This window comes from Pseudogulbenkiania sp. FW507-F1, from assembly GCF_058781125.1.
Genome location: NZ_JBYSWM010000013.1, coordinates 83,946 through 110,733, shown reverse-complemented (window position 1 = coordinate 110,733; position 26,788 = coordinate 83,946). Strand labels below are relative to the sequence as shown.

Here is a 26,788-nt window from a genome sequence, read left to right as displayed (position 1 = left end):
ATTCATCCCCAAATATTTGAAATCGGCATATCACCAGCATAATTCCTTTGGTCGTCTTCCTAGGAAACCACGGCAGCATATTCTAGTGTTGTAACTGGCTGCACCAATGAAGGGCCTGCCGTGAGTGGAGTGCCGATTACGTACCGAGAGCATGAAGACGAGTGATTCTGGGGCCCGCAAGGTTCGGGTATCACTTGCCGCAGTCTGGGGTATTGATCCTCTGCCCGATCCTGGCTTTCTCCTCAGGTCATCTGGAGCATCGTGGTTCTCCGGTTTCTCCTACAGTAAGGCCCAGCTTTTCATGCTGACCGCCGTGCCATCGCTGTCTGGTGCGACGCTACGCCTTTTCTATCGCGTTCTGCCCGCCATGACCCGCGGCTGGAAATGGATAGCGATTTCGACTATCTCGGTGGTGCACGGGTGTCGCTGGTCGTATTTGGCGCTGGTGACATTCAATGTGTTGAGGTCCCTGCCTTGGAAACTGTCCAACGGAACGATAGCTGGGGGGTAATTACTGGGGGGTAGGTAGTACAACTGCGGTACCTGTTATCGGGAATTGGCAATTGCTCGGTGTCCCGCATGACCCCCATGGTGTTCACTGCACTGAGCCAGCGCAAGGTCAAGGTCAAGGTCAAGGTCAAGGGCGACAGCGAGGAGTCGTAGCGTGGCCGACCCCATAACGTGACCGAAGCGGCCGAGATAACCGGCTTTGCCGGCGTCATCGGTGCCTACAGCGGTTTTTCCATTCCAAACGGATTCGGCGCTTCGATGAAGCTTACCAGCCGTACGGAAGGTGCACTATATGTATTCATACTGTTCTACCTGAGCTGCACATTGATTTGCTGGGTGTTTTACGCGAGAAAGCACGCCAGCCTGCCCTGTTGAACGGCGGCCGACGCCAAAGAGGAGGAACCTCATGAGCCACTTTCTGGATCGTCTGAGCTTTTTCACCCGGCCACGCGAGCCCTATGCCGACGGTCATGGCGAGGTGCGGGAAGAGGACCGCGACTGGGAGGTGGCCTACCGGCAGCGCTGGCAGCACGACAAGATCGTACGTTCCACGCACGGCGTGAATTGTACCGGCTCCTGTAGCTGGAAGATCTACGTCAAGGGCGGCATCGTTACCTGGGAGACGCAGCAGACTGATTATCCGCGGACCCGCCCCGGCATGCCCAACCATGAGCCACGCGGCTGTTCGCGCGGGGCTTCATACAGCTGGTATCTGTACAGCGCCAACCGGCTCAAGTATCCGATGATCCGGGGGCGTCTGGTACGGTTGTGGCGCGAGGCGCGCAAGACGCTTGACCCTGTGGCGGCATGGGCCTCGATCGTTGAGGATCCACAACGGGTGAAGGACTACAAGTCCATTCGGGGGCGCGGCGGTTTCGTCCGAGTGAGCTGGGATGAGGCAACCGAGCTCGTCGCCGCTGCCAACGTGTACACCATCAAGCACCACGGCCCGGACCGCGTGGTCGGTTTCTCGCCGATTCCGGCGATGTCCATGGTCAGTTATGCCGCTGGTTCCCGTTACCTGAGCCTGATCGGCGGCACGCTACTCTCGTTCTACGACTGGTATTGCGACCTGCCGCCGGCCAGTCCGCAGACCTGGGGCGAACAGACCGATGTGCCGGAGTCGGCCGACTGGTACAACTCGGCGTACATCATCGCCTGGGGTTCCAACGTCCCGCAGACGCGCACCCCCGATGCGCATTTCTTTGTCGAGGCCCGTTACAACGGCACCAAGGTCGTGGCGATCACGCCGGATTACTCCGAGGTCGCCAAACTTTCCGATCTCTGGCTGCACCCCAAGCAGGGTACCGATGCGGCGCTCGGCATGGCGATGGGCCACGTCATCCTCCGCGAGTTCCATCTCGAACGGCAAGTCCCTTATTTCGACGATTACTGCCGCCGGCTGACCGATCTGCCGCTACTGGTGACGCTAAAGCAGCACGGCGACCAGTTCGTGCCCGACCGCTATCTGCGGGCCAGCGATTTTCCCGACAAGCTCGGGCAGGGCAACAACCCGGAATGGAAAACCGTCGGCATCGACCGGACCAGTGGCAACTATGCCGTACCACAGGGGGCGATCGGTTTCCGCTGGGGCCAGCAACTGGGCGGCGATCTCGGCAAGTGGAATCTCGAACAAAAAGACGGGGCCGATGGCCGTGATCTCGATCTGGCGCTGACGCTGATCGACCGTCGCGACGAGGTGGCAACAGTTGCCTTTCCCTATTTCGGCGCGGTCGAACACCCGCAGTTCCGGCACAACGAGCAGGGGGGCAACGTCTTGCTGCGTCATGTCCCGGTGAAGCGGCTGGAGCAGAACGGAGAGACCATCCATGTCGCGACCGTGTTCGATCTGCTTTGCGCCCAGTACGGGCTGGACCGGGGGTTGGGCGGGGCCGTCGCCCGCGATTACGACGACGATGTGCCGTATACGCCAACATGGCAGGAATCCATTACCGGCGTCCCGGCAGAACAGGTGGTAGCCGTCGCGCGCCAGTTTGCCGAAACCGCCGAGCGTACTCAAGGCCGGGCCATGATCATCATTGGTGCCGCGATGAACCACTGGTACCACCAGGACATGAACTACCGGGCCGCCATCAACATGCTGATGCTGTGCGGCTGTGTCGGCGTGTCCGGCGGTGGCTGGGCGCACTACGTCGGTCAGGAGAAGCTCCGGCCTCAGACCGGCTGGACGGCGCTGGCCTTCGCCCTCGACTGGGTTCGCCCCCCGCGGCACATGAACGGCACCTCGTTCTTCTACGCGCATTCCGACCAGTGGCGTTACGAGCAGCTCCATGCCAGCGAGCTGCTCTCCCCATTGGCCGATCCGGCCCGCTATAGCGGCAGCTTGATCGATTTCAACGTCCGTGCCGAGCGCATGGGCTGGTTGCCTTCGTCGCCGCAGATCGATCGCAATCCCCTGTCCATTGCCAGCGCGGCGCGAGCCGCCGGGCTGGATGCCAAGGACTACCTGGTCCGTGAACTCAAGTCCGGTGCGGTGCGTTTGGCGTGCGAAGACCCGGACAGTCCAGAGAACTTCCCGCGCAACCTGTTCGTCTGGCGTTCGAATCTGTTCGGCTCTTCCGGCAAGGGGCACGAGTACTTTCTCCGTCACTTTGTCGGGGCGCAACATGGCATGCAGGGTGTCGACCTGGGCGAGTCCGGCGGAGCCAAGCCGGAGGAGGTGGTCTGGCACGAGAAAGCGCCGGAAGGAAAGCTCGATCTGATCACGGTGCTTGACTTCCGCATGTCCACGACCTGCCTGTACGCCGACGTGGTGTTGCCGACCGCTACTTGGTACGAGAAGAATGATCTCAATACCTCGGACATGCATCCCTTCATTCATCCGCTCTCGGCGGCGGTTGATCCTGCCTGGCAAACAAGAAGTGACTGGGAAATCTACAAGGCCATTGCCAAGAAATTCTCCGAATTGGTGCCCGGCCATCTTGGTGTCGAGCAGGACATCGTGCTGCAACCACTGCAGCACGATACGCCGGCGGAGATTGCCCAACCCTATGGCGTGAGTGACTGGAAAAAGGGCGAGTGTGATCTGCTGCCCGGCAAGACTGCGCCTAGCATCGTGGTGGTCGAGCGCGATTACCCGAACACCTACAAACGCTTTACCGCCCTTGGGCCGCTGATGCAGACGCTCGGCAACGGAGGCAAGGGTATTGGCTGGGATACCGGAGCCGAGGTCGAAGGGCTGGGACGGCTCAACCGTATCGTGTCAGAGGAAGGACCGACCAAGGGTATGCCACGCATCGAAACTGACATCGATGCCGCCGAGGTGATCATGTCGCTGGCGCCGGAGACCAACGGCGAAGTCGCGGTCAAGGCATGGCAGGCGCTGGAGCAATTCACCGGGCGCGAGCACGCGCATCTTGCCGATGTCCGGGAGGACGAGAAGATCCGTTATCGCGACATCCAGGCGCAGCCACGCAAGATCATTTCCTCGCCGACCTGGTCAGGCATTGAAAGCGAACATGTCAGCTACACCGCAGGCTATATCAATGTGCACGAATTGATCCCGTGGCGAACCCTGACCGGGCGCCAGCAGTTTTATCAGGATCATCCCTGGATGCGGGATTTCGGTGAAGGTTTTGCCAGTTACCGGCCGCCGATCGATACCCGAACCGTCGCGCCGCTGGTCGGGAAAAAGCCGAATGGCCATCCCGAGGTCGTGCTCAATTTCATCACCCCGCACCAGAAGTGGGGCATCCACAGCACTTATACCGACAACCTGATCATGCTCACGCTCTCGCGCGGCGGGCCGATCGTCTGGCTATCGGAGGTCGACGCGCAGAAAGGTGGCATCGTCGACAACGATTGGATCGAGCTTTACAACCTGAATGGGGCCATTGCCGCACGAGCTGTGGTCAGTCAGCGAGTGAAGGAGGGCATGTGCATGATGTATCACGCACAGGAAAAGATCGTGAATGTCCCGGGCTCGGAGATCACCGGTCACCGTGGCGGCATCCATAATTCGGTGACCCGCACCGTGGTCAAGCCGACGCACATGATTGGCGGCTACGCGCACTTGGCCTACGGCTTCAACTACTACGGCACGGTCGGCTCGAACCGGGACGAATTCGTCATCGTGCGCAAGATGGACAAGGTGGACTGGATGGATACCCCGCTTGCGGCACGAGGAGAACGCTCATGAAGATCCGCGCCCAGATCGCGATGGTGCTGAACCTGGACAAATGCATCGGCTGCCACACCTGTTCGGTCACCTGCAAGAACGTCTGGACCAGCCGCTTGGGCATGGAGTACGCCTGGTTCAACAACGTCGAAACCAAACCCGGCATCGGCTATCCGAAAGACTGGGAAAATCAGGAACATTGGCGCGGGGGTTGGGAGCGCAAGCCCAACGGCAAGCTCAAGCTGAAGCAGGGCGGGCGCTTGCAGTTGCTGCTCAACCTGTTCGGCAATCCCAATCTGCCGGAGATCGACGACTACTACGAGCCCTTCACGTTCGACTACGAATTCCTGCAAACCGCGCCGGAGATGCCGACCCCGCCGGTGGCCCGGCCGATTTCCATCGTGACCGGACAACGGATGGAAAAGATCGAATGGGGACCGAACTGGGAGGAAATCCTCGGCGGCGAGTTCGCCAAGCGCAGCCAGGACTACAACTTCGAGGCGGTGCAGAAGGAAATCTACGGCGAATTCGAAAACACCTTCATGATGTATCTGCCTCGCCTGTGTGAGCACTGCCTGAACCCGGCCTGCGTGGCGAGCTGTCCGTCCGGCTCGATCTACAAACGCGAGGAGGACGGCATCGTCCTGATCGATCAGGACAAATGCCGTGGCTGGCGCATGTGCGTCTCGGGCTGCCCGTACAAGAAGATCTATTACAACTGGTCGAGCGGCAAGGCCGAGAAGTGCATCTTCTGTTATCCGCGCATCGAGTCGGGCCAGCCGACGGTCTGTTCGGAAACCTGTGTCGGTCGCATCCGCTATCTCGGGGTGTTGCTCTACGACGCCGATCGGATCGAAAGCGCCGCCTCGGTAGAAGACCCACAGGACCTGTACGAAGCGCAACTGGCCGTCTTCCTCGACCCCCATTCCGCCTCGGTGCGCGAAGAAGCCCTGAAGCAGGGCATGCCGCTGGCGTGGCTCGATGCTGCTCGCGAGTCGCCGGCTTACAAGATGGCGGTGGAGTGGAAGATCGCCTTCCCGCTGCATCCCGAGTACCGCACCTTGCCGATGGTCTGGTACGTGCCGCCGCTCTCCCCGATCCAGGCGCGTGCCAACGCCGGCGAGATCGGCGCCAAGGGCCATATCCCCGACGTCTCCAGCCTGCGCATTCCGCTGCGCTACCTTGCCAATTTGCTCACCGCCGGCAAGGAAGCGCCGGTGGCGGCGGCGCTGGAAAAGATGCTGGCGATGCGCGCCTTCTACCGGGTGCGTCAGCTCGAGCGCCGCGACAGTCCGGACATCCTGGCCCAGGCTGGGCTGTCAGTCGCCCAGGCGGAGGACATGCATCGCTACCTGTCCATCGCCAACTACGAAGACCGCTACGTCATTCCGACCTCTCACCGCGAATACGCCGAAAACGCCTATCAGTTGCGCGGCGAGTGCGGCTTTACCTTTGGCAACGGCTGCTCGGACGGCAGCAGTGAACTGAGTCTGTTCGGCGGCAAGATGGGTGGCAAGAAAGTCATCCCGCTCAAAACCATCGCGGGCCACAATCCGGAGAACAGCGTTGATTACTGACACCCCCCGTGAGCTGCACGCGCTGGGCGCGTTGCTAACCTATCCCGGACCGGCTCTGCTGGCGGCGCTGCCGGAAATCGGCGAGCTGCTGACGCCCCTTGTCCGGCGTCTGCCGGCCGAGTCGGGAGAACGGCTGCGGCGGCTGATCGAGGCGCTGCAAGCAGGAGAGCCGCTGTCACTGGAAGAAGACTACGTCGCGCTATTCGACCGGGGCCGCCGTACGTCCTTGTACCTGTTCGAGCACGTGCATGGGGAGTCGCGCGATCGCGGGCCGGCGATGGTCGACCTGCATCTGGCGTATGCCCGGGCGGGCTTGTCGCTGGTCGAAGGCGAACTGCCGGATTATCTGCCCGCCGTGCTCGAATTCCTGAGCCGGCGCCCCCTCAGCGAGGCCAATGCGACGCTGACCGATTGTGCCGATGTCCTGCGCAAACTAGGGCAGGCCCTGATCGAAAAGGGCAGCCTGTACGCCGCCGTGCCGGACGTTCTGTTGCTGGGCATCCGTCAGCCGGGCCTGGACTGGTCCTGCCTGACGGTTCAGGAAGAAGAGAATCTGGATGCCGACTGGGAGTCGCCCCCGGCCTTTGGTGACGATGCCAGCTGCGTGCACAAACCCGCGACCGCCACGGTCCGTTTCATGCCGCGCCCGCCACGCTAGCAGGATTGAGAGGAGAAGCACCATGAAATCGCTGCACGATTTTCTATTTGGCCTCTACCCCTACATTGCGCTGTCGGTCTTTTTCATCGGCAGCCTGATCCGCTTCGACCGCGAGCAGTATTCGTGGAAAAGCGATTCGTCGCAGATTCTGCGCAAGAGTCAGCTGCGCCTGGGCTCGATGCTATTCCACCTCGGTGTCCTTGTGGTCTTCTTCGGCCACCTGATCGGTTTCCTGATGCCGGAGCCCATCGTGCTGGCACTGATGAGCGAGAGGGCGCATGAGTTGTTGGCGATGGTGGGGGGCGGGGTGGCCGGTGTGTTCTCCATCATCGGGCTCAGCATCCTGATTTACCGTCGGGTCAGCGATCCACGCATCCTGAGCAATAGCCGTACCGCGGACATGGTGGTGCTGGTGATCATCTGGCTCCAGCTCGCGCTTGGCCTGCTGACCGTGGTTTACTCCTCGAGTCATGTCCCCGGTTACGACTTCGGTGCGTTGATTGCCTATGTGCAAGGCATCGTGATTTTCCGGGCAGACAATGCTGCGCTGATCCTTTCGGTGCCTTGGGTGTACAAGGCCCATATCTTCCTCGGGCTCACCGTGTTCCTGATTTTTCCGTTTACCCGTTTGGTCCACATCTGGAGTGGATTTGCGGCAATCTTCTATCTTTCTCGGCCCTATCAGCTGATGCGCACCCACAGAAAGCTGGCGAGCAACCGTCGAATTTCCTAAAGAGCCCTGACTCATGCCCATCGAATCCACCCCTCAATCACTGACTGCACGCATCAACGACGTCGAGATCGTAGCGGGGACGCCGGCCGATCTACGGTTTGCCTCCGTGCAGGAACTGCTCCGCCAGCGCGCCGTGGCGCTGGGTTTGCTGGCGGCGGATGCGGACCAGAGCGCTACTGTGGCGGCGCTCGAACACTTGCTGGAACGTGAAGTGAAGGTGCCGCAGGCTGGCGACGAAGAGGTCGAGCGCCATTACCTAGCGAATCCCGGGCGTTACACGGTGGGCGAACTGGTGTTTGCCTCGCACATCCTGTTGCAAGTGACGGAACGGACACCGATCCAGCCGCTGCTGGCGCGCGCGGAGGCGATACTGCATCAGGCCCAGGCCGATGCCTCGCGTTTTGCCGAATTGGCGCGCGAAATGTCCAACTGCCCGTCGGCGCAGGTTGGTGGCAGTCTCGGGCAACTGCAACGGGGGGATACCGTGCCGGAATTTGAGGCGGTACTGTTTGCCGATGGCTCGGTAGGTGTCTTGCCGCGTGTCGTGCGTACCCGTTACGGCTTCCATATCGTCAAGGTGGAGCGGCGTGAGCCGGGGAAACTTCTGCCCCTGGAGATGGCACGCGATCGCGTGGCCTCCGACCTTGCCGAGCAAAGCCTGAGCCGTTCGCTGCAACAGTACCTGGAAAGGCTGGCATCCAACGCCGAGGTGAATGGCATAGATTTGATGTCAGACCGACGCTATTGAAAAAAGCCGGTCCATAACACGGGCATGACCACCACAGCTGGCGTGCTTGCAAACCGATCATGCCGTTATATAGTCGAAGAAGCCCCCACTGATTTCACTGCCTGTTGTTATCGAGGAGTGTTGCCATGAGACCCCTCTCGCTTTTTCGTATGGTCGTGTCCTCCAAGGAGGGGTGGAACGATATATCACGGACCCATCCTTCGCCCTTGGGCTCGTTCCTGAAAATCGTGCTGATTCCCTCGTTGCTGGCAACCGGCATGATTCTGTACGCCGCCCGGTTCCATGGCGAGGTCTATTCCACCCATGTCACGTTCGAATATTGGGCTGGTATCGCGCTGCTTTTCCTGCTGACCAGTTGGGGTTGTGTGCATGTGATGGCCTGGTTTATCCGTTATGCGGTGCATACCGAATCCCGCCCATCCTATGCCGACTGCTACCGTCTGGCCGCCATCGCACCGGTGCCGATCTGGCTGTCGGCCCTGTCGTTGTTCGCTCCCGTTCCGATATTCAACGCTTTGGCGGCCATACTCGGATTGATGGCCTCGGGCGGCCTGATTTATCACGGTCTTGATGCCCTGTTTGAGCATGATGACTCGGTTCGGACGGAAGCGTTGGCCTACACGGTGTTTTCGGTGGGGGCGCTGGTATGGGCGCTGATCGTTGCCTTGCTGGTCATGCCGCTCCTTTGAAAGAGCGAAGCTCGAGCCAGTAATGGGCTACCCACCTGCTGCATCAGGGTTCCTGATTTGGGATTTGCGGCCGAGATCCCACTCATTTCCCGGCTGCAGCACGTCCCGGTTGAATACCAAATCTTCGATATGCAAACCGTGTCGCGTAGCTACCGCCAACGCTTTGACTCGACGCACGGTAACGTGGCGCTACATGATGCTTTTATCGAAGCTGACAACAACCAATCCTACCCCGAGGCTCCGCAGAAGCTTCATGAGCTCCCTGCGCTCTAGCTGCAAAAGGAAGTCTGGTCTGTCCCGCTCACCGGGGACACTAACTTAAGGTGGATAATCTCCACCAAGGAGCCGTGTTCATGACCAATACCAGCGGCTGCCATAAGGGCATCCACTCATAGCTTGTAGCCAATCTGCCGCAGAAAATTCTTCCGCCACTGAATGTCGTCGTTGCCTTCGATGCCATTGGCGCAGAAGCCATCCACTACGCCGAGCACGCTTCGACCCTGTTCCGTTTCGGCAAGAATGACTTCCGTGGGGTTGGCCGTGGCGCAAAAAATGCGACAGACCTCGGGCACCATTTTCACTGCGTTCAGCACGTTTAACGGAAAGTAGCCGTCCCCCAGGAAAATAATGAAACTATGGCCGGCACCGATGGCTTGGGCGTTCTTTTGGGCCAGTTCGATCATGGCGGGGTCGGTGCCGGACCATCGCACCAGACATTTGCCGGAGGCTTCGCAGAAGGCGACGCCAAACTGGATGCCAGGGACGGTTGCGACCAGGGTTTCGTGGATGTCCTCGACGGACTTGATGAAGTGTGTTTGACCCAGAATGAAGTTGACCGCTTCCGGTTTGTCGATTTTCTGCACGATGAGCTGCATCTTGAGTTTCTCCTTTCCCGCTGTGCCCGATGGAGGATCCGGTGGCGGACGGGGGCTTGCGGTCGCGGCTCGGGCCAAAGTGGGTGGGGCAGGGGTATTTCCATCGACTTCTTGGCCGGGCATTTTTTATTCTATGCAGAGCCTCTCTAAAGTGAATGGTCGGTTTGGTTGGTTCGTGCGGTTCGGGATCATGGCCAGGGCTTGGGGCGGCATTCCCCGGGCTGGTATGACGCCCCTCCGCGCGTGCCGGCGGCAGGCTGTAGTACACTCCGCAGGCCGGAGGCTTGCCAATGAGGTGTCGCAGGCCATGGACCCTGGTGTAGTCGATGCCATGCGGTGTCGACGGAGATGCGGCCTGATCGGGCCTGCTGTCCGGCAAAGGCATGATGCCGTTCTCGCTATCAACAACCTATCTGCTGCCCGTTCGCAGCGTGGCCGTTCTGGCCTGTTTCACAGGATTTCGCTTGCATGGCTCTCCCAAGTATTTTGATCACCGGCTGCTCTAGCGGCATTGGCTATACCGTGGCAAAGGGGCTCAAGGCGCGTGGCTGGCGCGTGTTTGCCAGCTGCCGCCAGGCGCAGGACGTGCAAAGGTTGGCCGAAGAGGGGTTGGAGTGCCTGTTGCTGGATGTGGCGGATTCGGCCTCGGTCCGCGTCGCGGTCGACGAGGTGTTGGCACGCACCGGCGGTACGCTCGACGCGCTGTTCAACAACGCGGGCTTCGGCCAACCTGGCGCGGCAGAGGACATCACGCGCGCCGCGCTGCGCGAACAGTTCGAGACCAACCTGTTCGGCGCCTGGGAGCTGACCAACACCGTGCTGCCGGCGATGCGGCGCCAGGGGCACGGGCGCATCCTGTTCAACAGTTCGGTGCTGGGCTTTGCCGCGATGAAATACCGCGGTGCCTATAACGCCAGCAAGTACGCCATGGAAGGGCTGTGTGACACGCTGCGGCTGGAGCTGGAGGGCAGCGGCGTGTTTGTGTCGCTGGTCGAACCGGGGCCGATCGAAAGTCGTTTCCGCCCCAATGCGCTGGCGCGTTTCCTGAAGAACGTCGATATCGAGCACAGCGCACACCGCGCCTCGTACGAGAAGCAGCTGGTGCGCCTGAAGAAGGAGGGGCACGCCGCGCCCTTCACGCTGCCGCCGGAGGCGGTGCTGGACGCGGTGCTCAAGTCGTTGGCGAGCAAACACCCGGCGGCACGCTACCGGGTGACGTTTCCGACAAAATTGTTCTGGTACCTGAAGCGGGCGCTGCCCACGCGCGCGTTGGACTGGGTGCTGCAGCGCGCCGCCTGAGACAGATCTCGCCGCGGGCTCCCTGCGCGGGGGCCATGCTGAGCCTGGAACTCTCGGCGCGAGTGGCGCCCATCGATGATGGGGCGCCAGGCTCCTCTCATTCTATAGGGGCGACTTGGTCATTCCGGTTTCCGTGCTTCGGCGGCATTCAACCAACTCTGGCTCGCACTCCGACTGCGACGGGTTTGTTCCGAGGATGGTTCAGCTTGCGCAGACGCGGTTACGGCCGTTTTGCTTGGCCTTGTAGAGGCGCTCGTCGGCCAGGCGCAGCAGCTCGCGGATATCCGGTGCGGTGGCCGCGGCCATGCCGATGCTGATGGTGTAGCGCACCGTGCCCTTGTGGCTGTCCACTTCCTCTTTTTCCACTTCCTGTCGCAGTTCTTCCAGCCGTTGCGCCAGCGGGTGGGCGGCGTCACGCTTCATCAGCACCACGAACTCTTCTCCGCCGAAGCGGGCCACGATGGCGCGCGGGAAGTGCTCGCGCAGCCGGTCGGCCAGGTGCTGGATGACGACGTCGCCGACGTCGTGGCCGAAGCCGTCGTTGATCTGCTTGAAATGGTCGATGTCGATGATGGCGATGCCGTAGGCACCGCGGATCTTCTGCACTTGTTCGAACAGGTGGCGGCGGTTGGACAGCCCGGTGAGCGGGTCGGCATGCGCCAGATGCTCCAGCGTCATCAGGTTTTCGACGAATTCGATATTGCGCGTGATGCGGCAGGTGAACTCTTCGAAGGTGAACGGCTTTTGCAGATAATCGTCGGCGCCGGCCTTGAGAAAGCGCGGCGTCATGGTCTTGTCCTGCTGCACCGAGATGCCGACGATGGCGAGCCGGGTGTGGGTGTAGAGCCGGCGGATGGCGCTGGTCATCTGTGCGCCGTCCATGCCCGGCATGCCGTAATCGGCCAGCACCAGGCTGACGTCGCTGTGCTCGCGCAGGGTCTGCAGCGCCGCTTCGGCATCGACCGCCTCCAGCACCTGGTACAGGTGCCGCCGCAGGTAGTCGCGCAACAGCGAGCGGGTGGTGTGCGAGTCATCCACCACCAGCACCTTGATCTGGGGGTTGCGATCGATGCGCTTGAGCATGCGCATCAGGTAGTCGAGCGCCGAGGGGCTGTCCTTGGGGATGTAGTCCACCACCGGCATGCTCAGGATGTCGTCACGCGTCTGCTGGTCGTTGTGGGCGGTCAGGACGATGGTGGGGATACCGGCCCGGAACAGCGGCGGCAGCGCTTCGCCGCTGGGAGCGTCCGGCAGGCAGTAGTCCGCCACGGCGGCGCTGAAGTGCACCTCGCTGGCGAGCTGTTGCTCGAGCTCGGCCAGGCTCATCGCCGGCACCGCTTCGAAGCCCAGCTCCTCCACCATGCGGCAGACCGGACGGATCAGCATGGTGCTGTCCTCGATGACCAGCACGCGTTTTGGGGTTTTCATAAGCAAATCAGGTGGTAATTGCTTTTTTTTAAAAGCAATTTATTGAATATGTTGTTGTTTTGACTTTCAGGCCGAATAGGCTACGCCTTTTGCATCATGCTGTCCAAATAACACGGCGGACTCGGAAGGTTGGACCGATTCGGTTTATAATCGATCCCATTTTTCTGCTTTCCTCACGGACACGAATTCAGACCATGGAACTCGCCAAGAGCTTTGAACCGGGCGACATCGAACGCCGCTGGTACACCATCTGGGAAAACGCCGGCTATTTTCAGCCGCACATGGATTCCGACAAGCCGTCGTTCTGCATCCAGCTGCCGCCGCCCAACGTCACCGGCACCCTGCACATGGGCCATGCCTTCAACCAGACCATCATGGACGGGCTGACCCGCTACTACCGCATGAAGGGCGACAACACCGCCTGGATTCCAGGCACCGACCACGCCGGCATCGCCACGCAGATCGTGGTCGAGCGCCAGCTGGCCGAGCAGGGCGTGAGCCGCCACGATCTGGGCCGCGAGGCGTTCATCGACAAGGTGTGGGAGTGGAAGAACGTTTCCGGCGGCACCATCACCCAGCAGATGCGCCGCGTCGGCTGCTCGGTGGACTGGAGCCGCGAGTACTTCACCATGGACGAGACCCGCGCCGGCGTGGTCACCGAAGTGTTCGTGCGCCTGTTCGAGCAGGGCCTGATCTACCGCGGCAAGCGCCTGGTGAACTGGGACCCGAAGCTCGGCACCGCCGTGTCCGACCTCGAAGTGCTGTCGGAAGAAGAAGACGGCTCGATGTGGCACATCCGCTACCCGGTGGTGGGCAGCGATGAGGCCGTGGTGGTCGCCACCACCCGTCCGGAAACGCTGCTGGGCGACGTGGCCGTGGCCATCAACCCGACCGACGAGCGCTACCAGCACCTGTTGGGCAAGATGCTCGAGCTGCCGCTGACCGGCCGCCAGATCCCGGTGATCGCCGACGATTACGTCGATGCCGCCTTTGGCACCGGCTTCGTCAAGATCACCCCGGCGCACGATTTCAACGACTACCAGGTCGGCAAGCGCCACAACACCCAGCTCATCAACGTGATGAGCCTGCAGGCCACCATCCTCGACAAGGCGCAGGTGTTCGGCTTCGACGGTTCGGCCCAGGGCACCATCGAGCTGCCGGCTGCCTACGCCGGCCTGCACACCTCCGAGGCGCGCAAGAAGATGGTCGCCGACCTCGAGGCGCAGGGCCTGTTGGTGGAAGTTAAGCCGCACAAGCTGATGGTGCCGCGCGGCGACCGTACCGGCTCGGTGATCGAGCCGATGCTGACCGACCAGTGGTTTGTCGCCATGACCAAGGTGGGCGAGGGCGACGCCACCGGCAAGAGCATCACCGAGAAGGCCATCGACGCCGTCGAGTCCGGCCAGGTGCGCTTCATCCCGGAAAACTGGGTCAACACCTACAACCAGTGGATGAACAACATCCAGGACTGGTGCATCAGCCGCCAGCTGTGGTGGGGCCACCAGATCCCGGCCTGGTACGACGAAGACGGCCAGGTCTACGTTGGCCGAAGCCTGGAAGAAGCCCAGGCCAAGGCGCCGGGCAAGACGCTGCGCCGCGACGACGACGTGCTCGACACCTGGTTCTCGTCGGCGCTGGTGCCGTTCTCCACGCTGGGCTGGCCGGAGGACACGCCGGAACTGCGCGCCTTCGTGCCGTCGCAAGTGTTGGTGACCGGCTACGAGATCATCTTCTTCTGGGTCGCCCGGATGATTATGATGACCACCCACTTCTGCGGCAAGGTGCCGTTCAAGGACGTGTACATCCACGGTATGGTGCGCGACCACGAAGGCAAGAAGATGTCCAAGTCCGAGGGCAACGTGATCGACCCGGTGGACCTGATCGACGGCATCGCGCTGCAACCGCTGGTCGAGAAGCGCACTACCGGCCTGCGCCGCCCGGAAAAGGCCCCGCAGATCGCCAAGGCCACCGAGAAATTGTTCCCGGAAGGCATTCCGCCCTTCGGTAGCGATGCACTGCGCTTCACCATGGCGAGCTACGCCACGCTTGGCCGCTCGGTCAACTTCGACTTCAAGCGCGCCGAAGGCTACCGCAACTTCTGCAATAAGCTGTGGAACGCCACCCGCTTCGTGATGATGAACGTCGAGGGCAAGGACTGCGGCCAGGACGAAAGCCTGCCGCTGGAATACAGCTTCGTCGACCAGTGGATCATCGGCCGCCTGCAACAGGCCGAGGCTGACGTCACCAACGCGCTGGAAACCTACCGCTTCGACCTTGCCGCCCAGACCATCTACGAGTTCATCTGGAACGAGTACTGCGACTGGTACGTCGAACTGGCCAAGGTGCAGCTGCAGAACGGTAACGAAGCGCAGCAGCGCGCCACCCGCCGCACCATCGTGCGCGTGCTGGAAGTGGCGCTGCGCCTGACTCACCCGATCATGCCGTTCATCACCGAAGAGCTGTGGCAGACCGTGGCTCCGCTGGCCAACGCCAACAAGACCGACTCGATCATGATGGCTGCCTGGCCGGTGGCGGTGCCGGAGAAGATCAATGCCGACGCCAACGCCCGCATGGAGGCGTTCAAGGACATGGTCAACGCGGTGCGCAACTTGCGTGGCGAAATGAACATCGGCCCGGCCGTGAAGGCGCCGCTGTTCATCGAAACCACCGACCAGACCCTGGCCGACTTCGTGCCCTACCTGAAGCTGCTGTGCCGCCTGACCGACGGCACGCTGCTGGCCAAGCTGCCGGAAGACGATTCCCCGGTGGCGATCAGCGGCGACGCCCGTCTGATGCTGAAGGTGGAAGTGGACAAGGCCGCCGAAACCGCGCGCCTGACCAAGGAAATCGGCAAGGTCGAGGCCGAACTGGCCAAGCTGACTGCGAAGCTGGAAAAACCGGGCTACGTCGATAAGGCGCCGGCGCATCTGGTGGAACGCGACAAGACTCAGTTGGCCGAGTTCGGCGACAAGCTGGAGAAGCTGAAGGGGCAGTTGGTTAAGCTTGCCTGATCCAAGCAATAGACAAATCAAAAGCCGCCAGTGATGGCGGCTTTTTTGCGTCTGAAGTGCCAGGAGGGGCGTGTCTGATATATGATGTTTGCGTTGTGTTTATCGTAAATTGTCGCAGTAATAACGCGCTGTCAATAGCAGTGAATATGTGAAGATACATGTCTTGATAGCTTTTTTCAAAAAAGGAAAATGACGTGAGCGACGAGGTATCTGTTTTTTCGAAAATTAAGGAAATAGTCCTGGATGTCAATCCGCAAGATGTTTTGAATGATGCGCGGGACTGTGGCTTGGAGGTTTTCTCGGCAAAGGACCTTGTTGAACAGCCTCATAATTATGTTTTTATAGAAAAGCTTGCCACTAAATACGCCAGCTTGGCGGCAAGTTATTGTGCGGCAAGTGGAGCAACCAGTGGGTTTGGTGGTGTTGCGACGACGATAGCCCTGGGTGGCGTCGATATCGCCAACATGGCGGCTCAGCTATATAGGCTCAATCAGAAGATTGCCATCTTGAATGGGTTCGATATTGAAAATGCGATCCACAAGGAGAAGGCCCAACTAATATATCTCAAGGCGCTGGGTTTCGATGCGGCAGCTCAGGCCGCCATTCGTACCCAAATGACGAAGGCTGCAGCTGAAAATCTTGCCAAGAGAGGGCCTTCCGCGAATGTCGCTATTCGTCTGATTATGGAGGTTGCCAAATTGCTTGGCATTAAGCTAACCAAGAATCAAGCTGCTAAATTTGTTCCCGTCTTAGGAGGTGTCCTTGGCGGCGGCTTGAATTATATGTTTGCCAAGAATGCGGCAGAAAAAATGATTTCTGAATACAAATCAGATTATTTTGATCGCTGGCAGGTGCGTGCCCATTAATTGATGAATTGGCTGGTAGGATGGGTGAAGGCGCTGGCGCCGTAACCCCTCACTGAAATGATGCCCGTGTCGTGATGGGTTGCGCTGCGCTCCACCCATCCTGCAATCGGCCAGCCAGGCAACCGTGCGGGGGAATCAGACGACCCCCTGCCGCCACCATTATGTTCCGGATGGTTCCTATTATTTCTTCGCGGTAGCCTTGCCGGGTCGTCGTTCGGATGCCTTGGTGCGGCACGTCGATCGTTTGCACAAGGCTTTTCGTGGAGGCAAATGTGATTCCCTTGTTGAGATGCCGACGGTTGGCTTTGCGTGTTTATAATCGCGCCGGGTTTGTCGGACGGGGTAGGTGATGAGTTTGTCTTCGGGACGGTTGTACCGCCAGCTGGCGTGGTGGGCCTTGGTCAACGTGGTGGCCGTGGTGGCGGTGGAGGTAGTGGGACATTGGCCCGGTTTCTTCGCCGCCGGGGCCTGGGGCGAGGCCGGGGTGTGCTTGCTGGCGTCGATCGTGTACGCCTGGCTTGCGGTGGCGGCGGTGCGTCACCGTGCGGGGGAGGGGCCGATGCTGCTGGCGGTGGGGCTGATCGCTGCCAATTGGGTCGGGCTGGCGCTGCTGGACTGGCTGATCTGAGAGGGGCTCTCTGGCGTGAGAAAGATGCTGGCGTCGTTGGCGGCTCAGATAAAAAAAACCGGGCGGGTGCCCGGTTTTTTTGTTGCTGCCTGTCGGTCGGTATTACTGCGCCGACATCGAGTAGCCTTCGATCTTTGCTTCTTCCACCAGCTTGCTCAGGTACTCGTGCATCATCTGGCGGCCGGCCATTTCGTTCAGGTACTGGCCCAGGCGTTCCTTGATGTCCTCGAAGGCAAGCTGGCCGCCGCTCTGGCGGTCGTTGACCTGGATGACGTGGTAGCCGAACTGGGTTTCGACCAGGTTCGGGGTGATCTGGCCGGCTTCGGTGCTGAACACGGCCTGTTCGAATTCCGGCACCATCTGGCCGCGGCCGAACTGGCCCAGGTTGCCGCCTTGCTGGCCGGACGGGCAGGTGGAGTGTTCGCGGGCGAGGTCGGCGAAGCGCGACGGGTTGGCTTGTACTTCGGCCAGCACGCCTTCGGCCTTGGCCTTGGCGAGCATGTTGGCGACGTCGTCACCCTGGCCCAGCGGGAACAGGATGTGGCTGGCCGTGGCGCTTTCGCCCTGGCGGAATTGTTCCGGGTGGTCGTTGTAGAACGCCAGGCAGGTGGCTTCATCGGCCGGCGTAAACGCCAGTTCCTTGTCGAGCAGGGCGCCGATGGCCTGGCCTTCGTTGCTGGTGTCGAGACCGCTGGCCTTGGCTTTTTGCAGCAGCAGCTCGTGCAGGATCAGCTGTTGAATAGCGGCATCGCGCGGGCTGGGGGCGTCGGCGTGGTTTGCCAGTTCGGCTTGCACCATGGCTTCGGTGATTTCAACGCCGTTTACGGTAATGGCCATGAGGAGGTCCTGATCGTGTCGATGGATGCGCCGCGTGATGCGTCGCGCTGAATAATCCCATTATTAATGGGGGCATCGGCAGCGGGTTTCAAGTGCCGGGCGGCACGGCTTGTTTGGCGGGCGTGGAAGGTTGGCCGAAGCCCGGTTTGCCGGGCTTTCGGCCAACGTGGGTCCGTCTCGCGGCAGGCGGCGTTGGTTCTGCCTGCCGGGGGAAATCAGACTTTTTTCAGGAAGCAGGTCTTCAGCATCAGGCCCTTGATCTTGTCGTTGCGGCATTCGACGTGCTCGTCGTCGTCTTCCTGCAGGCGGACGTTCTTGAACAGAGTGCCGCGCTTGATCACGGTGGAGGAGCCCTTCACCTTGAGGTCCTTGATGACTTGTACCGAATCACCGTCGTTCAGAAGGGTGCCGTTGCTGTCTCTGACTTCCATGCTGTCGTTTCCTTGGCGTTGCTGACTGGAAAGCGTTCATTATATCTTTTTGTTTGGTTATTAAGCCAATAAATTGCTTCTGATTATGTGGCGGGTTGGCAAAGGCACGGCGCAGGCCCTTGCGCTGGGCAAGGGTGGGTGTTTGATGGTATAGGGTCTGTGCCGCCGGCCCGTCCCGTTAGTGTGGGAGCGCATGGCCGGCATTTTTCCGCCTTGGCGATGAACATGAGAAGAGTTGGCACGATGAACACCGAGCAGGAAGGCGCTGACCACAGCGAAAAAGCAGCGAATGAACAATGGCGACAGGCGAAGTCGATCCAGCATGCCCTGAACCGCCTGATCGCCGAGGCGTTACCGGCCAGCGGTCTGTGTCACGACGTGGGGCCGGTGATCAATGCCGTGCAGCAACGGGAAGGGGAGGGGCGTAGCGCCCTGGCCGGGAGTTTTCCGCTGATCAAGCGCAAGAAGCGCAAGGAAGTGATCGTGGCCTGGCTCAACTACCAGATCAGCCTGTTTGGCGACGGCGTGCCGCACCGCCTGGTCGATGGCGTCGAGCAGCCTTGCCAGCCGGTGCTGCACGTGGCGCATTGGACCTGCGAATTCAGCTTTGAATACGATTCCTACGTCGGCTTTCCGGCGCAGGGCTGGCAGCCATGGCGGAACGAGGCGCAGCGCCTGTTGTGCTGGGACGATTCCGACTCGCCGTATGGCGACGAGTGGACCTATTCCCTGCGCCTGGCGCAGATGGAGGGCGACGAGGCCCTGCAGCGCTGTGTGATTGCCCCGGCGCTGGCCTTGCTGGAGGGGGCGTCGGCGACCGAGGCGCTGCCGGATGACCTGCCGGGCCTGGTGTTTTACCAGGACAAGGCGCTGGGTGACGGCGAGCGTGACCTGCTGGTGATGGACGCGCCGTCCGCGCCGGCCTGATCTCGGGGCGCGGGACCCGGTGCCTTGCCTGGCCACTTTCGCGGCAGCAACGCGAAGGGGACGCCATGGATGACACGCCCTAAAGCCAGCCCACGCGTTTGAAGCGCCACCACAGCAACAGGTCGAGCACCAGCATCGCCAGCAGTGCCAGCGGGTAGCCGACGCTGGTTTTCAGCTCGGGCATGTTCTGGAAGTTCATGCCGTAGATGCCGGCGATGGTGGTCGGCACCGCGAACAGGGCGGCGTAGCTGGCCAGTTTCTTGCTGACGGCCGATTCGTCGAGCGAGATCATCGCCAGGTTGACCTGGATCGCGGTGGCCAGCATGTCGCGCAGCGAGTCGAGGGTGCGCGCGATGCGGGCCAGGTGGTCGTCGACGTCGCGGTAGTACTCCTGTACTTCACGGCACACCTCCGGCACGCGCCCGCCGTGCAGCCGCGCCACGGCCTCGTTCAGCGGCACCACGGCGTGGCTGACGGTGACCAGCTTGCGCTTGAGCAGGTACAGGTCGTGGATGGTGCGCTGGCCGGCGTCGCCGCGCGCAAACAGTCTTTCCTCCATTTCTTCCAGTTCGTCTTCCAGGCGGTGCACCACGCTGAAGTAGCGGTCGACCACGGAGTCGATCAGGGCGTAGAACACGAAGCCGGCGCCGAAGCGCAGCAATTGCGGCTCGTGCTCGCAGCGTGCGCGCACGTTCTGGAAGCCCTGTTGCGAACGGTTGCGCAACGACAGCACGTAGTTGTGGCCGACGAACAGGTCCATCTCGCCGACCAGCAGCTCACCACCTTCGTCGCAGTCCAGCAGCTGCAGCGCGCAGAACAGCATGCCGTCGTATTCCTCCAGCTTGGGGCGCTGGTGGCCGTGGCGAGCGTCTTCCACCGCCAGTTCGTGCAGCCGGAACTGCTCGGTCATGCGCTGCAGTTCGTTGTCGTCTGGGTCGCGGATCGCTACCCAGACGAAGCAGTCGGGCCGGGCGAGGTAATCGTGGATCTGCTCGATGGGCAGGTCGGCCAGCTTCTTGCCGTTCTGGTAGGCGACGCAGTTGATGAGCATGAGCTCTCCCGGGAGTGGTGCCTGTCTCTCTTCATCCAAGCCGGTAAACGGCCGTACCGCAAGGTGAGGCAGGGTGGACGGGCGAGCTGGCCGGGGTGCGGCGGTGTCCGGAGGCGCTCCGCACGGACAGGGGCAGCGTCGCGGTATGGCTGTCGACACTGGCGTGGCGCCGCCGTCGGCTGCCGAGTTGAAGGTATTGCCTTTCTTTTCAAGCATTAATAGAATACCGTCCAGACGGATAAATTAAGGGGCGCAGCATGGGACGGACCTCCACCATCGAGCCGGATCGCATCCTCGACGCCACCGAGCGCGTCATCATGCGCGACAGCGTGGTCAGGCTGACCATCGACGCCGTGGCGGCGGAGGCGGGCATCAGCAAGGGCGGGGTGCTCTACACCTACCGCACCAAGGAAGCGCTGATCCAGGCGCTGATGGAGCGCATGGTGCGGCGCTACGACGAGGAGATCGAGCGCTGCTGGCCGGCCGACGCCGAGCCCGGTGTCGCCCATCTCAAGGCGTATATCGACGCCGTGCTGGGGCTGACCGGGCAGGACCACCGCACCGCCGCGGCGATGCTGGCCGCCGCCATGAACAATCCGACCCTGCTGGCGCCGATGCAGGATTTTTACGCCCGGCACCTGCCGCGCATCCGCGCCGCGCTGCCCGACGACCGGGCGCTGACGGCCTTCCTGGCGATCGAGGGCATGGTGTTTCTGGAGCTGTTCGGGCTGGTCGGTTTCAGCCAGGCCGAACGCGAGCACGTGGTGCAAAGCCTGCACGCCCTGATCGACGGCGCCGCGGCCGGCTGACGGACGACGGCAATCATCAACACGCATTTTTTGAGGAGAAGGATATGCCCTGGATCTTTCTGACGATGGCTGGTTTGTTCGAGGTGGGTTGGCCGCTGGGGATGAAGATGGCGCAAAGCGGCGGCAACACGGTCAAGGGCATCGCCTTTGCCGTGACCTGCATGGCACTCAGCGGCTACCTGCTGTATCAGGCCCAGCGCACGATCCCCATGGGCACGGCCTACGCGGTGTGGACCGGCATCGGCGCGGCCGGCACCTTTCTGGTCGGGGTGGTGTTTTTCGGCGATGCCTCGTCGCTGCTGCGCTATATGGGGGTGATGCTGATCATGTCCGGCGTGGTGCTGCTGAAGTTCGGCGGCTGAGCAGCGCGCAACAGCGCACCCCGCCGGGATCATAAGGTTGGCCGAAGACCGTTAGCACGCGGTCTTCGGCCAACTTTTTTGCTGTGTTGCGGTCATTCGGCTGTGGAGTCCGCTGTGCCGTTCGTGCGCCGGGCCGGGGCAAGCACGGCAAGCGGCGACGGCTCTGTGGTAGATTGCGCTCATCGTGCGACAGGGTCATCCAACAGGGGGGGCAATATGGAAGTGGAAATCAGTGTCGAGGCCAAGAAGAAGCAGCTGAATAATGCCGTCGCGATCACGGTGGTGCTGCTGTCGGTGTTCATGGGGGTGTCGAAGATCAAGGACGACAACATCGTCCAGGCCATGCAGCTGGCCAAGGCCGACGCCGTGGATTTCTGGGCCGAGTACCAGTCCAACAAGGTCAAGCTGCACCTGGCGGAAAGCAATCTGAACCAGACCCGGCTGCTGGCGCAGAGCCTGCCGGGCAACGCCAAGGTGATGGCCGCCGAAGAGGCTCGCCTGGCGCGGGATGTGGAGAAGTACACCGCGCGGTCCGTCGCCATCCAGAAGCAGGCCAAGGCCAGCGAGGCGGAGTACGACCGGCTGAACTTCCACGACGACCAGTTCGACATGAGCGATGCCGCCTTGTCGGTCGCGTTGGCCACGGCCGCGGTGGCGGCGCTGGTGGAAAACTGGCTGCTGTTGCTGTCGGCCTGGGGTTTCGGCGCGTTTGGCGTGCTGTTCGGGCTGGCCGGTTTTGCCGGCTGGTCGATCCACCCCGGCTGGCTGGTGGCCTTGCTGTCCTAGCCGGACGATGGGGAGGGGCGGCGCACGCTGGCGCCATTCGCAGGTACAATCGGGTCTTCATCCCCTCGCCAGCGTCACGCCATGTCCCGCCCTGTTTTTTCCGTCCAAGAGGAGGAGGTCGACTTCTCCGCCATCCGCGCGCAGGGCGCGGGCGGGCAAAACGTCAACAAGGTGTCGTCGGCCATCCATCTGCGCTTCGACGTCACCGCCTCGTCGCTGCCGGCCTACATCAAGGAGCGGTTGCTGCAACTGGGTGACCAGCGGGTCAGCAAGGACGGCGTGGTGGTGATCAAGGCCCAGCAATACCGCACCCAGGAACAGAACCGGGCCGATGCCCTGCTACGCTTGCAGGCGCTGATCGACAGCGTCAGCCACACCCCCAAGGCGCGTCGCGCCACCAAGCCGACCTTCGGTTCCAAGCAGCGCCGCCTGGAGGGCAAGGCCCGGCGCGGCGGCATCAAGTCGCTGCGCGGCAAGGTCGATCTCTGAGAGTCTGTTTACGATCTGCTGCGCGTCGGCGATACGGCGTTAAAAACGTCTTCGGAATGCTCATTGACCACGTGGAAACGTCGCTTCCTCAGCCGTTTTTGCCTTGTCTCGCTCCAGCTCGAGAGATCGTAAACAGGCTCTAAGGCAGCACGCCCGCCTGCCACCATTCATCCCGCTTTTTCCCCCACCTGTGGCGGTCACGAATCAGGGTGGCGGCGCGTCGTCACGGTACAGTGCCAGCGCGCGCCGCCCCGTGCCATCGATCATCGCCCGATACATACCCGCACTGTTGAACGGCATCGCCACGTGGCCTGCCGCGTCGACGGCGATCACGCCGCCACTGCCGCCCAGTTCCAGCAAGGTGCCGTGGATCACACTGTCGGCGGCGTCGGCCAGCGTCTGCCCGGCGTAGGCGAGGCGGGCGGCGATGTCGTGGGCGACGGCGGCACGGATGAAGTGCTCGCCATGCCCGGTGGCGGATACCGCGCAGCGCCCGTCGGCCCAGGTGCCGGCACCGATCAGCGGGCTATCGCCGATGCGCCCCGGCCACTTGCCGGCGCGCCCGCCGGTGGAGGTGGCGGCGGCGAGCCTTCCCTGCGAATCGAGCGCGACCGCGCCGACGGTGCCATGACCCTGGCTCGCCTGTCCCTCGGCCTGGCGGGCCTTCTCGCGCTGCAGCGCCTGCCAGCGGGCCTCGGTGAAGAAATACTGCGGGGGTTCGCATTCCAGGCCCTGGGCGCGGGCGAAGGCGTCGGCGGCGGCAAAGCCCAGCATGACGCAGGGGGTCGCCTCCATCACGCGGCGGGCGAGCCGGACGGGGTTCTTGACGACGCTGACGCCGGTGACGGCGCCGGCGCTCCGGCTGTGGCCATCCATGATGGCCGCCTCCAGTTCCACCCGGCCGTCCAGGGTAAAGTCGGCCCCGCGCCCGGCGTTGAATAGCGGGTCGTCCTCGAGCAGTGCGACGGCCACGGTCACGGCCTCGAGCGCGCTGCCCCCTCCGTGTAGTACGCGATAACCGGCGTCGAGCGCCGCCGCCAGCCCGGCGCGCAGCGCCGTGTCCCGTTCTGGATCGAGTTCGGCGCGCTGGACCGGCCCCGCGCCACCGTGCACGGCAAAAGCGATGCTCATCGTGATGGCTCCCCCGGATTTGGCCGCAAGCCGGATGCGGCTTGGCTATGCTTTATATAGCGTAGCCCGCAATTGTGATTGCGATTGCGATGGTGGGCTTTCAACGCCGAGGGGCGTGTCATGCAGAACGAAAAAACAAGACAAGTATTCGAGTTGCTGCTGTTGTCGCTGGGCTGGTTTGCGCTGGTGCTGCAGCTCTATCTCGGTGTGGTGGCCGAGCTCGCACGGGGCGTGGCGTGGCAGTGGACGGTGTTCAACTACTTCAGCTACTTCACCATTCTCACCAATCTGTTCCTGGCAACCGGGTTGACCGTGCCGCGCTTGCGACCGCAATCGCGTTTCGGCCATTTCCTGCTGCGGCCGACGGTGCGCTCGGCCTCGCTGGTGTACATCACCATCGTCGGCTTGGTGTACGCCATCCTGTTGCGGCACCTGTGGAACCCCACCGGCTGGCGCTGGCTGGGCGACGTGCTGTTGCACGACGTCATCCCGATCGGCTACTTCGTCCACTGGGTGCTGTTCGTGCCGCCGGCCCGGCTGCGCTGGCACGACGCGCTGTTATGGCTGGCCTATCCCGGCGGTTATCTCGCCTACACCTTGCTGCGCGGCGTGTTCGTCGGGCTGTATCCCTATCCCTTCCTCAACGTGCTGCGCCTGGGCTACCAGGGGGTGCTGGTCAACTCGGCGTTCCTGGCGCTCGCCTTCGTGGCCATGGGCTGGCTGGTGGTGGTGCTGGACCGCCACGTCAAGGGCCTGCTGGCGGTACGGGTGAACCCCCGGCGCTAGAGTGGGTCATCGATGGCTTCCCACGCCGCGCCGGCACCATTGCTGACACACCCCAGGCCCGCTTCCGCGCCGCCGAGCCGTCATCCCGCGCTCAAGGTTTTTCCATGTTCCGCCGCGCCGACGGCATGCCGCATGCTCTTCGGCCAACCTTGATGCCCTCCGAGCGCATTTGCCCCGAGCCCGTCGGCGATGCTACAACGTCGGGTTCTGGCGGCCGCGGCCGTCGTGCTCTGGAGGGTTCATGCCTCATTCCCAGCCCATTTCCGGCAAGGGGGCCATGCTGTCGCTGCTGGCGTCGGTGCTGTTCGCCCTGTTGTCGGGTTACACCACGCTGCTGAAGCCGCTGGATGGCCTCGCCATCTACGCCTGGCGCGTGCTGTGGACGCTGCCCGGCGTGCTGTTGCTGCTGGCGGTGCGTGGCCAGTGGTCGTCGCTAGGGAGGCAACTGGCGCGGCTACGCCGCGAACCCTTGCTGTGGCTGCTGCTCCCGGCGATGGCGGCGTTGCTGGCGACCCAGCTGTGGCTGTTCATGTGGGCGCCGCTGCACGGGCAGGCAATGGCGGTATCGATGGGCTACTTCCTGCTGCCATTGACCATGGTGCTGACCGGTTGCGTGCTGTACGGCGAGCGGCTGTATCGCTTGCAATGGCTGGCGGTCGCCTGCGCCATGGTGGGGGTGGCGCACGAACTGTGGCTGACGCGCGCCTTCGCCTGGCCGACGCTGCTGGTGGCGATAGGCTACCCGCCGTATTTCGTCCTGCGGCGCTGGTCCAGGCTCGAGCCGATCAGCGGCTTCGCCCTGGAACTGGCCCTGATGAGCCCGGTGGCGCTGCTGCTGTTGTGGCACTTGGGCGAGGCCGGCTGGGGCGTGCTGGCCGAGCCGAAATTCTGGCTGCTGCTGCCCGGGCTGGGCCTGATTAGCACCGTGGCATTGGCCAGCTACATGGTCGCCAGCCGCCACTTGCCGCTCGGCCTCCTGGGCATTCTCGGCTACGTCGAGCCCGTGCTGCTGTTTCTGCTGGCGGTGCTGCTGCTGGGCGAGCCGCTGTCGCTGGACAGCCTGCTGACCTATGCGCCGATCTGGCTCGCGGTGTTGCTCACCGGCATCCATACCGCGCTGCATCGGCGCCGATCGCTGCGTGCCGCTTAGCTGATAGCAGGGGGGCGGGGCGTCTTGATGCCGGTCTAGAGGGATGCAGAGTCTGGCCTTCTGCCCGCTTGTCGGCCGGGGCCGGCTGGCGAGCCCCAGCATTGCCGCGCTTACCTCACCGATACCCCCTCACGACCGCCTCTTTGACGGCGCCGATCCAGCCCGCCGCCTCATCTCCTCGCGCAGCTTCAAGCCAAGAATGATCGACGACAGCAGCAGCGTCACGGCGTTGGACGCAATCAACGGTCCGGCCCCGAGCAGGATGCCGTAAGCCAGCCACAACGCCACGCCGCTCACGAACAGCAGGTACATCGACAGCGAGATGCTGCTCAGGTCTCGCGTGCGCAGGGCGTGCAAAACCTGGGGCAGAAAGCTCGACGTGGTGAGAAAGGCGGCCAGGTAGCCGTAATATTCGAGTTTCATGATATATGGCTGAGACCAAAAGGCCAGCTTAACAGGGTCTTATCCTGTCAGCGATCAGATCGGGTGCTGTTCTTTTCTGAATGATGACCTCTTTGTCTCTTTTGCCAAAACGGGGATAGCTGGACGGCATTGCATGGTGCAACCCGGCCAAAAAGGGGTGATAGACATAGCGCTTTGCGTTCAGAGCATGGCGTGTGGCTGCACTTCAGGGGCCTGGCAATTCGATAGAGGCCGTGATATCGCCAAGCGGCCAGATAGCTTTATGTATTTGTGCATATCGATATTTTGACTATTTCAAGCGCTATCCAGTCATATCGACATTGCCCTGCAGGCGTCGAGGAGCAGACTTCAGACAAGGAATGACATACTGATTAACTGTGATATGCTTTAGTCATTACTTGGAGACTGCCTGATTTAAATGGCATTCTGATCAAGGAAAATGGGAG

24 protein-coding genes are annotated in these 26,788 nt (G+C 62.0%); 17 read left to right on the top strand and 7 right to left on the bottom strand.

The window, feature by feature from the left end:
- Positions 1-916 precede the first annotated feature (916 nt).
- From AC3WG5_RS10730 to AC3WG5_RS10705, 6 genes are all read left to right on the top strand, one after another.
- On the top strand, positions 917-4,669 hold the full coding sequence (locus AC3WG5_RS10730; protein WP_492568652.1) for a nitrate reductase subunit alpha: 3,753 nt from the start codon (positions 917-919) through the stop codon (positions 4,667-4,669).
- The gene (gene narH / locus AC3WG5_RS10725) at positions 4,666-6,225 is read left to right on the top strand and encodes a nitrate reductase subunit beta (RefSeq protein ID WP_008953535.1); all 1,560 of its coding nucleotides are present in this window, start codon (positions 4,666-4,668) and stop codon (positions 6,223-6,225) included. Before AC3WG5_RS10730 ends, narH begins: the two co-directional genes overlap by 4 nt.
- Positions 6,215-6,883 carry a nitrate reductase molybdenum cofactor assembly chaperone gene (narJ, locus tag AC3WG5_RS10720; protein ID WP_008953536.1) on the top strand — a complete coding sequence of 223 codons (669 nt, stop codon included), beginning with the start codon at positions 6,215-6,217 and terminating at the stop codon, positions 6,881-6,883. Before narH ends, narJ begins: the two co-directional genes overlap by 11 nt.
- A 22-nt stretch (positions 6,884-6,905) precedes the next feature.
- The gene (gene narI / locus AC3WG5_RS10715) at positions 6,906-7,616 is read left to right on the top strand and encodes a respiratory nitrate reductase subunit gamma (RefSeq protein ID WP_008953537.1); all 711 of its coding nucleotides are present in this window, start codon (positions 6,906-6,908) and stop codon (positions 7,614-7,616) included.
- Between the two features lie 13 nt (positions 7,617-7,629).
- A complete protein-coding gene (locus AC3WG5_RS10710) occupies positions 7,630-8,364 on the top strand; it encodes a peptidylprolyl isomerase (protein ID WP_492568651.1) in 735 nt (244 codons plus the stop codon).
- Positions 8,365-8,489: 125 nt separating this feature from the next.
- Complete coding sequence (locus tag AC3WG5_RS10705) at positions 8,490-9,053, top strand: YIP1 family protein (protein ID WP_008953539.1); 564 nt, start codon at positions 8,490-8,492, stop codon at positions 9,051-9,053.
- 389 nt (positions 9,054-9,442) lie between these two features.
- Here AC3WG5_RS10705 and AC3WG5_RS10700 read toward each other — a convergent pair whose 3' ends face one another.
- Entirely contained in the window at positions 9,443-9,928 is a 486-nt protein-coding gene (locus AC3WG5_RS10700; RefSeq protein WP_014087708.1) for an adenosine-specific kinase, read from the bottom strand.
- Between the two features lie 468 nt (positions 9,929-10,396).
- Between AC3WG5_RS10700 and AC3WG5_RS10695 the strand changes: the two genes are divergently transcribed.
- Entirely contained in the window at positions 10,397-11,227 is an 831-nt protein-coding gene (locus tag AC3WG5_RS10695) for an SDR family oxidoreductase (protein WP_492568650.1), read from the top strand.
- Positions 11,228-11,428: 201 nt separating this feature from the next.
- Here AC3WG5_RS10695 and AC3WG5_RS10690 read toward each other — a convergent pair whose 3' ends face one another.
- The gene (locus AC3WG5_RS10690; protein ID WP_492568649.1) at positions 11,429-12,655 is read right to left on the bottom strand and encodes a diguanylate cyclase; all 1,227 of its coding nucleotides are present in this window, start codon (positions 12,653-12,655) and stop codon (positions 11,429-11,431) included.
- Positions 12,656-12,849: 194 nt separating this feature from the next.
- On the opposite strand from AC3WG5_RS10690, the gene AC3WG5_RS10685 reads away from it, so the two are divergent.
- The 3 genes from AC3WG5_RS10685 to AC3WG5_RS10675 all read left to right on the top strand — a co-directional run bounded on the left by AC3WG5_RS10685 (position 12,850) and on the right by AC3WG5_RS10675 (position 17,160).
- On the top strand, positions 12,850-15,666 hold the full coding sequence (locus AC3WG5_RS10685; RefSeq protein ID WP_492568648.1) for a valine--tRNA ligase: 2,817 nt from the start codon (positions 12,850-12,852) through the stop codon (positions 15,664-15,666).
- Positions 15,667-15,860: 194 nt separating this feature from the next.
- Positions 15,861-16,532, top strand: a complete 672-nt coding sequence (locus AC3WG5_RS10680; protein WP_492568647.1) for an EcsC family protein — start codon at positions 15,861-15,863, stop codon at positions 16,530-16,532.
- A gap of 349 nt (positions 16,533-16,881) precedes the next feature.
- Entirely contained in the window at positions 16,882-17,160 is a 279-nt protein-coding gene (locus AC3WG5_RS10675; RefSeq protein ID WP_482581026.1) for a hypothetical protein, read from the top strand.
- 102 nt (positions 17,161-17,262) lie between these two features.
- On the opposite strand, the gene AC3WG5_RS10670 is transcribed toward AC3WG5_RS10675, so the two are convergent.
- A complete protein-coding gene (locus tag AC3WG5_RS10670; protein WP_008953546.1) occupies positions 17,263-17,997 on the bottom strand; it encodes a peptidylprolyl isomerase in 735 nt (244 codons plus the stop codon).
- Positions 17,998-18,212: 215 nt separating this feature from the next.
- The gene (locus AC3WG5_RS10665; RefSeq protein WP_008953547.1) at positions 18,213-18,428 is read right to left on the bottom strand and encodes an alkylphosphonate utilization protein; all 216 of its coding nucleotides are present in this window, start codon (positions 18,426-18,428) and stop codon (positions 18,213-18,215) included.
- A 243-nt stretch (positions 18,429-18,671) separates the two neighbouring features.
- Between AC3WG5_RS10665 and AC3WG5_RS10660 the strand changes: the two genes are divergently transcribed.
- Positions 18,672-19,355, top strand: a complete 684-nt coding sequence (locus AC3WG5_RS10660; RefSeq protein WP_492568646.1) for a hypothetical protein — start codon at positions 18,672-18,674, stop codon at positions 19,353-19,355.
- 79 nt (positions 19,356-19,434) lie between these two features.
- On the opposite strand, the gene corA is transcribed toward AC3WG5_RS10660, so the two are convergent.
- Positions 19,435-20,406 carry a magnesium/cobalt transporter CorA gene (corA, locus tag AC3WG5_RS10655; RefSeq protein ID WP_014087700.1) on the bottom strand — a complete coding sequence of 324 codons (972 nt, stop codon included), beginning with the start codon at positions 20,404-20,406 and terminating at the stop codon, positions 19,435-19,437.
- 257 nt (positions 20,407-20,663) lie between these two features.
- On the opposite strand from corA, the gene AC3WG5_RS10650 reads away from it, so the two are divergent.
- The 4 genes from AC3WG5_RS10650 to arfB all read left to right on the top strand — a co-directional run bounded on the left by AC3WG5_RS10650 (position 20,664) and on the right by arfB (position 22,852).
- On the top strand, positions 20,664-21,215 hold the full coding sequence (locus tag AC3WG5_RS10650; RefSeq protein WP_492568645.1) for a TetR/AcrR family transcriptional regulator: 552 nt from the start codon (positions 20,664-20,666) through the stop codon (positions 21,213-21,215).
- Positions 21,216-21,259: 44 nt separating this feature from the next.
- Positions 21,260-21,577 carry a DMT family transporter gene (locus tag AC3WG5_RS10645; RefSeq protein WP_008953551.1) on the top strand — a complete coding sequence of 106 codons (318 nt, stop codon included), beginning with the start codon at positions 21,260-21,262 and terminating at the stop codon, positions 21,575-21,577.
- A gap of 216 nt (positions 21,578-21,793) precedes the next feature.
- On the top strand, positions 21,794-22,363 hold the full coding sequence (locus AC3WG5_RS10640; protein WP_482581033.1) for a DUF4337 domain-containing protein: 570 nt from the start codon (positions 21,794-21,796) through the stop codon (positions 22,361-22,363).
- 81 nt (positions 22,364-22,444) lie between these two features.
- Positions 22,445-22,852 (top strand): alternative ribosome rescue aminoacyl-tRNA hydrolase ArfB, encoded by a 408-nt coding sequence (gene arfB / locus AC3WG5_RS10635; RefSeq protein ID WP_482581035.1) that lies wholly within the window; start codon positions 22,445-22,447, stop codon positions 22,850-22,852.
- A 204-nt stretch (positions 22,853-23,056) separates the two neighbouring features.
- On the opposite strand, the gene AC3WG5_RS10630 is transcribed toward arfB, so the two are convergent.
- Positions 23,057-23,983 (bottom strand): isoaspartyl peptidase/L-asparaginase family protein, encoded by a 927-nt coding sequence (locus tag AC3WG5_RS10630; RefSeq protein ID WP_492568644.1) that lies wholly within the window; start codon positions 23,981-23,983, stop codon positions 23,057-23,059.
- 120 nt (positions 23,984-24,103) lie between these two features.
- Between AC3WG5_RS10630 and AC3WG5_RS10625 the strand changes: the two genes are divergently transcribed.
- Positions 24,104-24,769 (top strand): Pr6Pr family membrane protein, encoded by a 666-nt coding sequence (locus tag AC3WG5_RS10625; protein WP_492568643.1) that lies wholly within the window; start codon positions 24,104-24,106, stop codon positions 24,767-24,769.
- A 241-nt stretch (positions 24,770-25,010) separates the two neighbouring features.
- Entirely contained in the window at positions 25,011-25,919 is a 909-nt protein-coding gene (rarD, locus tag AC3WG5_RS10620) for an EamA family transporter RarD (RefSeq protein ID WP_008953556.1), read from the top strand.
- Between the two features lie 129 nt (positions 25,920-26,048).
- On the opposite strand, the gene AC3WG5_RS10615 is transcribed toward rarD, so the two are convergent.
- A complete protein-coding gene (locus AC3WG5_RS10615) occupies positions 26,049-26,342 on the bottom strand; it encodes a SemiSWEET transporter (protein WP_492568642.1) in 294 nt (97 codons plus the stop codon).
- Positions 26,343-26,788: the final 446 nt, after the last annotated feature.

Excerpts from the sequence above, each read along its gene's own strand:
- AC3WG5_RS10625 (WP_492568643.1), top strand. The coding sequence starts at position 24,104 with ATGCAGAACGAAAAAACAAGACAAGTATTCGAGTTGCTGCTGTTGTCG.
- AC3WG5_RS10710 (WP_492568651.1), top strand. The coding sequence starts at position 7,630 with ATGCCCATCGAATCCACCCCTCAATCACTGACTGCACGCATCAACGAC.
- arfB (WP_482581035.1), top strand. The coding sequence starts at position 22,445 with ATGTCCCGCCCTGTTTTTTCCGTCCAAGAGGAGGAGGTCGACTTCTCC.
- AC3WG5_RS10660 (WP_492568646.1), top strand. The coding sequence starts at position 18,672 with ATGAACACCGAGCAGGAAGGCGCTGACCACAGCGAAAAAGCAGCGAAT.
- AC3WG5_RS10730 (WP_492568652.1), top strand. The coding sequence starts at position 917 with ATGAGCCACTTTCTGGATCGTCTGAGCTTTTTCACCCGGCCACGCGAG.
- AC3WG5_RS10645 (WP_008953551.1), top strand. The coding sequence starts at position 21,260 with ATGCCCTGGATCTTTCTGACGATGGCTGGTTTGTTCGAGGTGGGTTGG.
- AC3WG5_RS10670 (WP_008953546.1), bottom strand. The coding sequence starts at position 17,997 with ATGGCCATTACCGTAAACGGCGTTGAAATCACCGAAGCCATGGTGCAA.
- AC3WG5_RS10685 (WP_492568648.1), top strand. The coding sequence starts at position 12,850 with ATGGAACTCGCCAAGAGCTTTGAACCGGGCGACATCGAACGCCGCTGG.
- AC3WG5_RS10665 (WP_008953547.1), bottom strand. The coding sequence starts at position 18,428 with ATGGAAGTCAGAGACAGCAACGGCACCCTTCTGAACGACGGTGATTCG.
- AC3WG5_RS10695 (WP_492568650.1), top strand. The coding sequence starts at position 10,397 with ATGGCTCTCCCAAGTATTTTGATCACCGGCTGCTCTAGCGGCATTGGC.
- AC3WG5_RS10640 (WP_482581033.1), top strand. The coding sequence starts at position 21,794 with ATGGAAGTGGAAATCAGTGTCGAGGCCAAGAAGAAGCAGCTGAATAAT.
- narI (WP_008953537.1), top strand. The coding sequence starts at position 6,906 with ATGAAATCGCTGCACGATTTTCTATTTGGCCTCTACCCCTACATTGCG.
- narH (WP_008953535.1), top strand. The coding sequence starts at position 4,666 with ATGAAGATCCGCGCCCAGATCGCGATGGTGCTGAACCTGGACAAATGC.
- AC3WG5_RS10675 (WP_482581026.1), top strand. The coding sequence starts at position 16,882 with ATGAGTTTGTCTTCGGGACGGTTGTACCGCCAGCTGGCGTGGTGGGCC.
- corA (WP_014087700.1), bottom strand. The coding sequence starts at position 20,406 with ATGCTCATCAACTGCGTCGCCTACCAGAACGGCAAGAAGCTGGCCGAC.
- rarD (WP_008953556.1), top strand. The coding sequence starts at position 25,011 with ATGCCTCATTCCCAGCCCATTTCCGGCAAGGGGGCCATGCTGTCGCTG.
- AC3WG5_RS10690 (WP_492568649.1), bottom strand. The coding sequence starts at position 12,655 with ATGAAAACCCCAAAACGCGTGCTGGTCATCGAGGACAGCACCATGCTG.
- AC3WG5_RS10650 (WP_492568645.1), top strand. The coding sequence starts at position 20,664 with ATGGGACGGACCTCCACCATCGAGCCGGATCGCATCCTCGACGCCACC.
- AC3WG5_RS10700 (WP_014087708.1), bottom strand. The coding sequence starts at position 9,928 with ATGCAGCTCATCGTGCAGAAAATCGACAAACCGGAAGCGGTCAACTTC.
- AC3WG5_RS10615 (WP_492568642.1), bottom strand. The coding sequence starts at position 26,342 with ATGAAACTCGAATATTACGGCTACCTGGCCGCCTTTCTCACCACGTCG.
- AC3WG5_RS10630 (WP_492568644.1), bottom strand. The coding sequence starts at position 23,983 with ATGAGCATCGCTTTTGCCGTGCACGGTGGCGCGGGGCCGGTCCAGCGC.
- AC3WG5_RS10705 (WP_008953539.1), top strand. The coding sequence starts at position 8,490 with ATGAGACCCCTCTCGCTTTTTCGTATGGTCGTGTCCTCCAAGGAGGGG.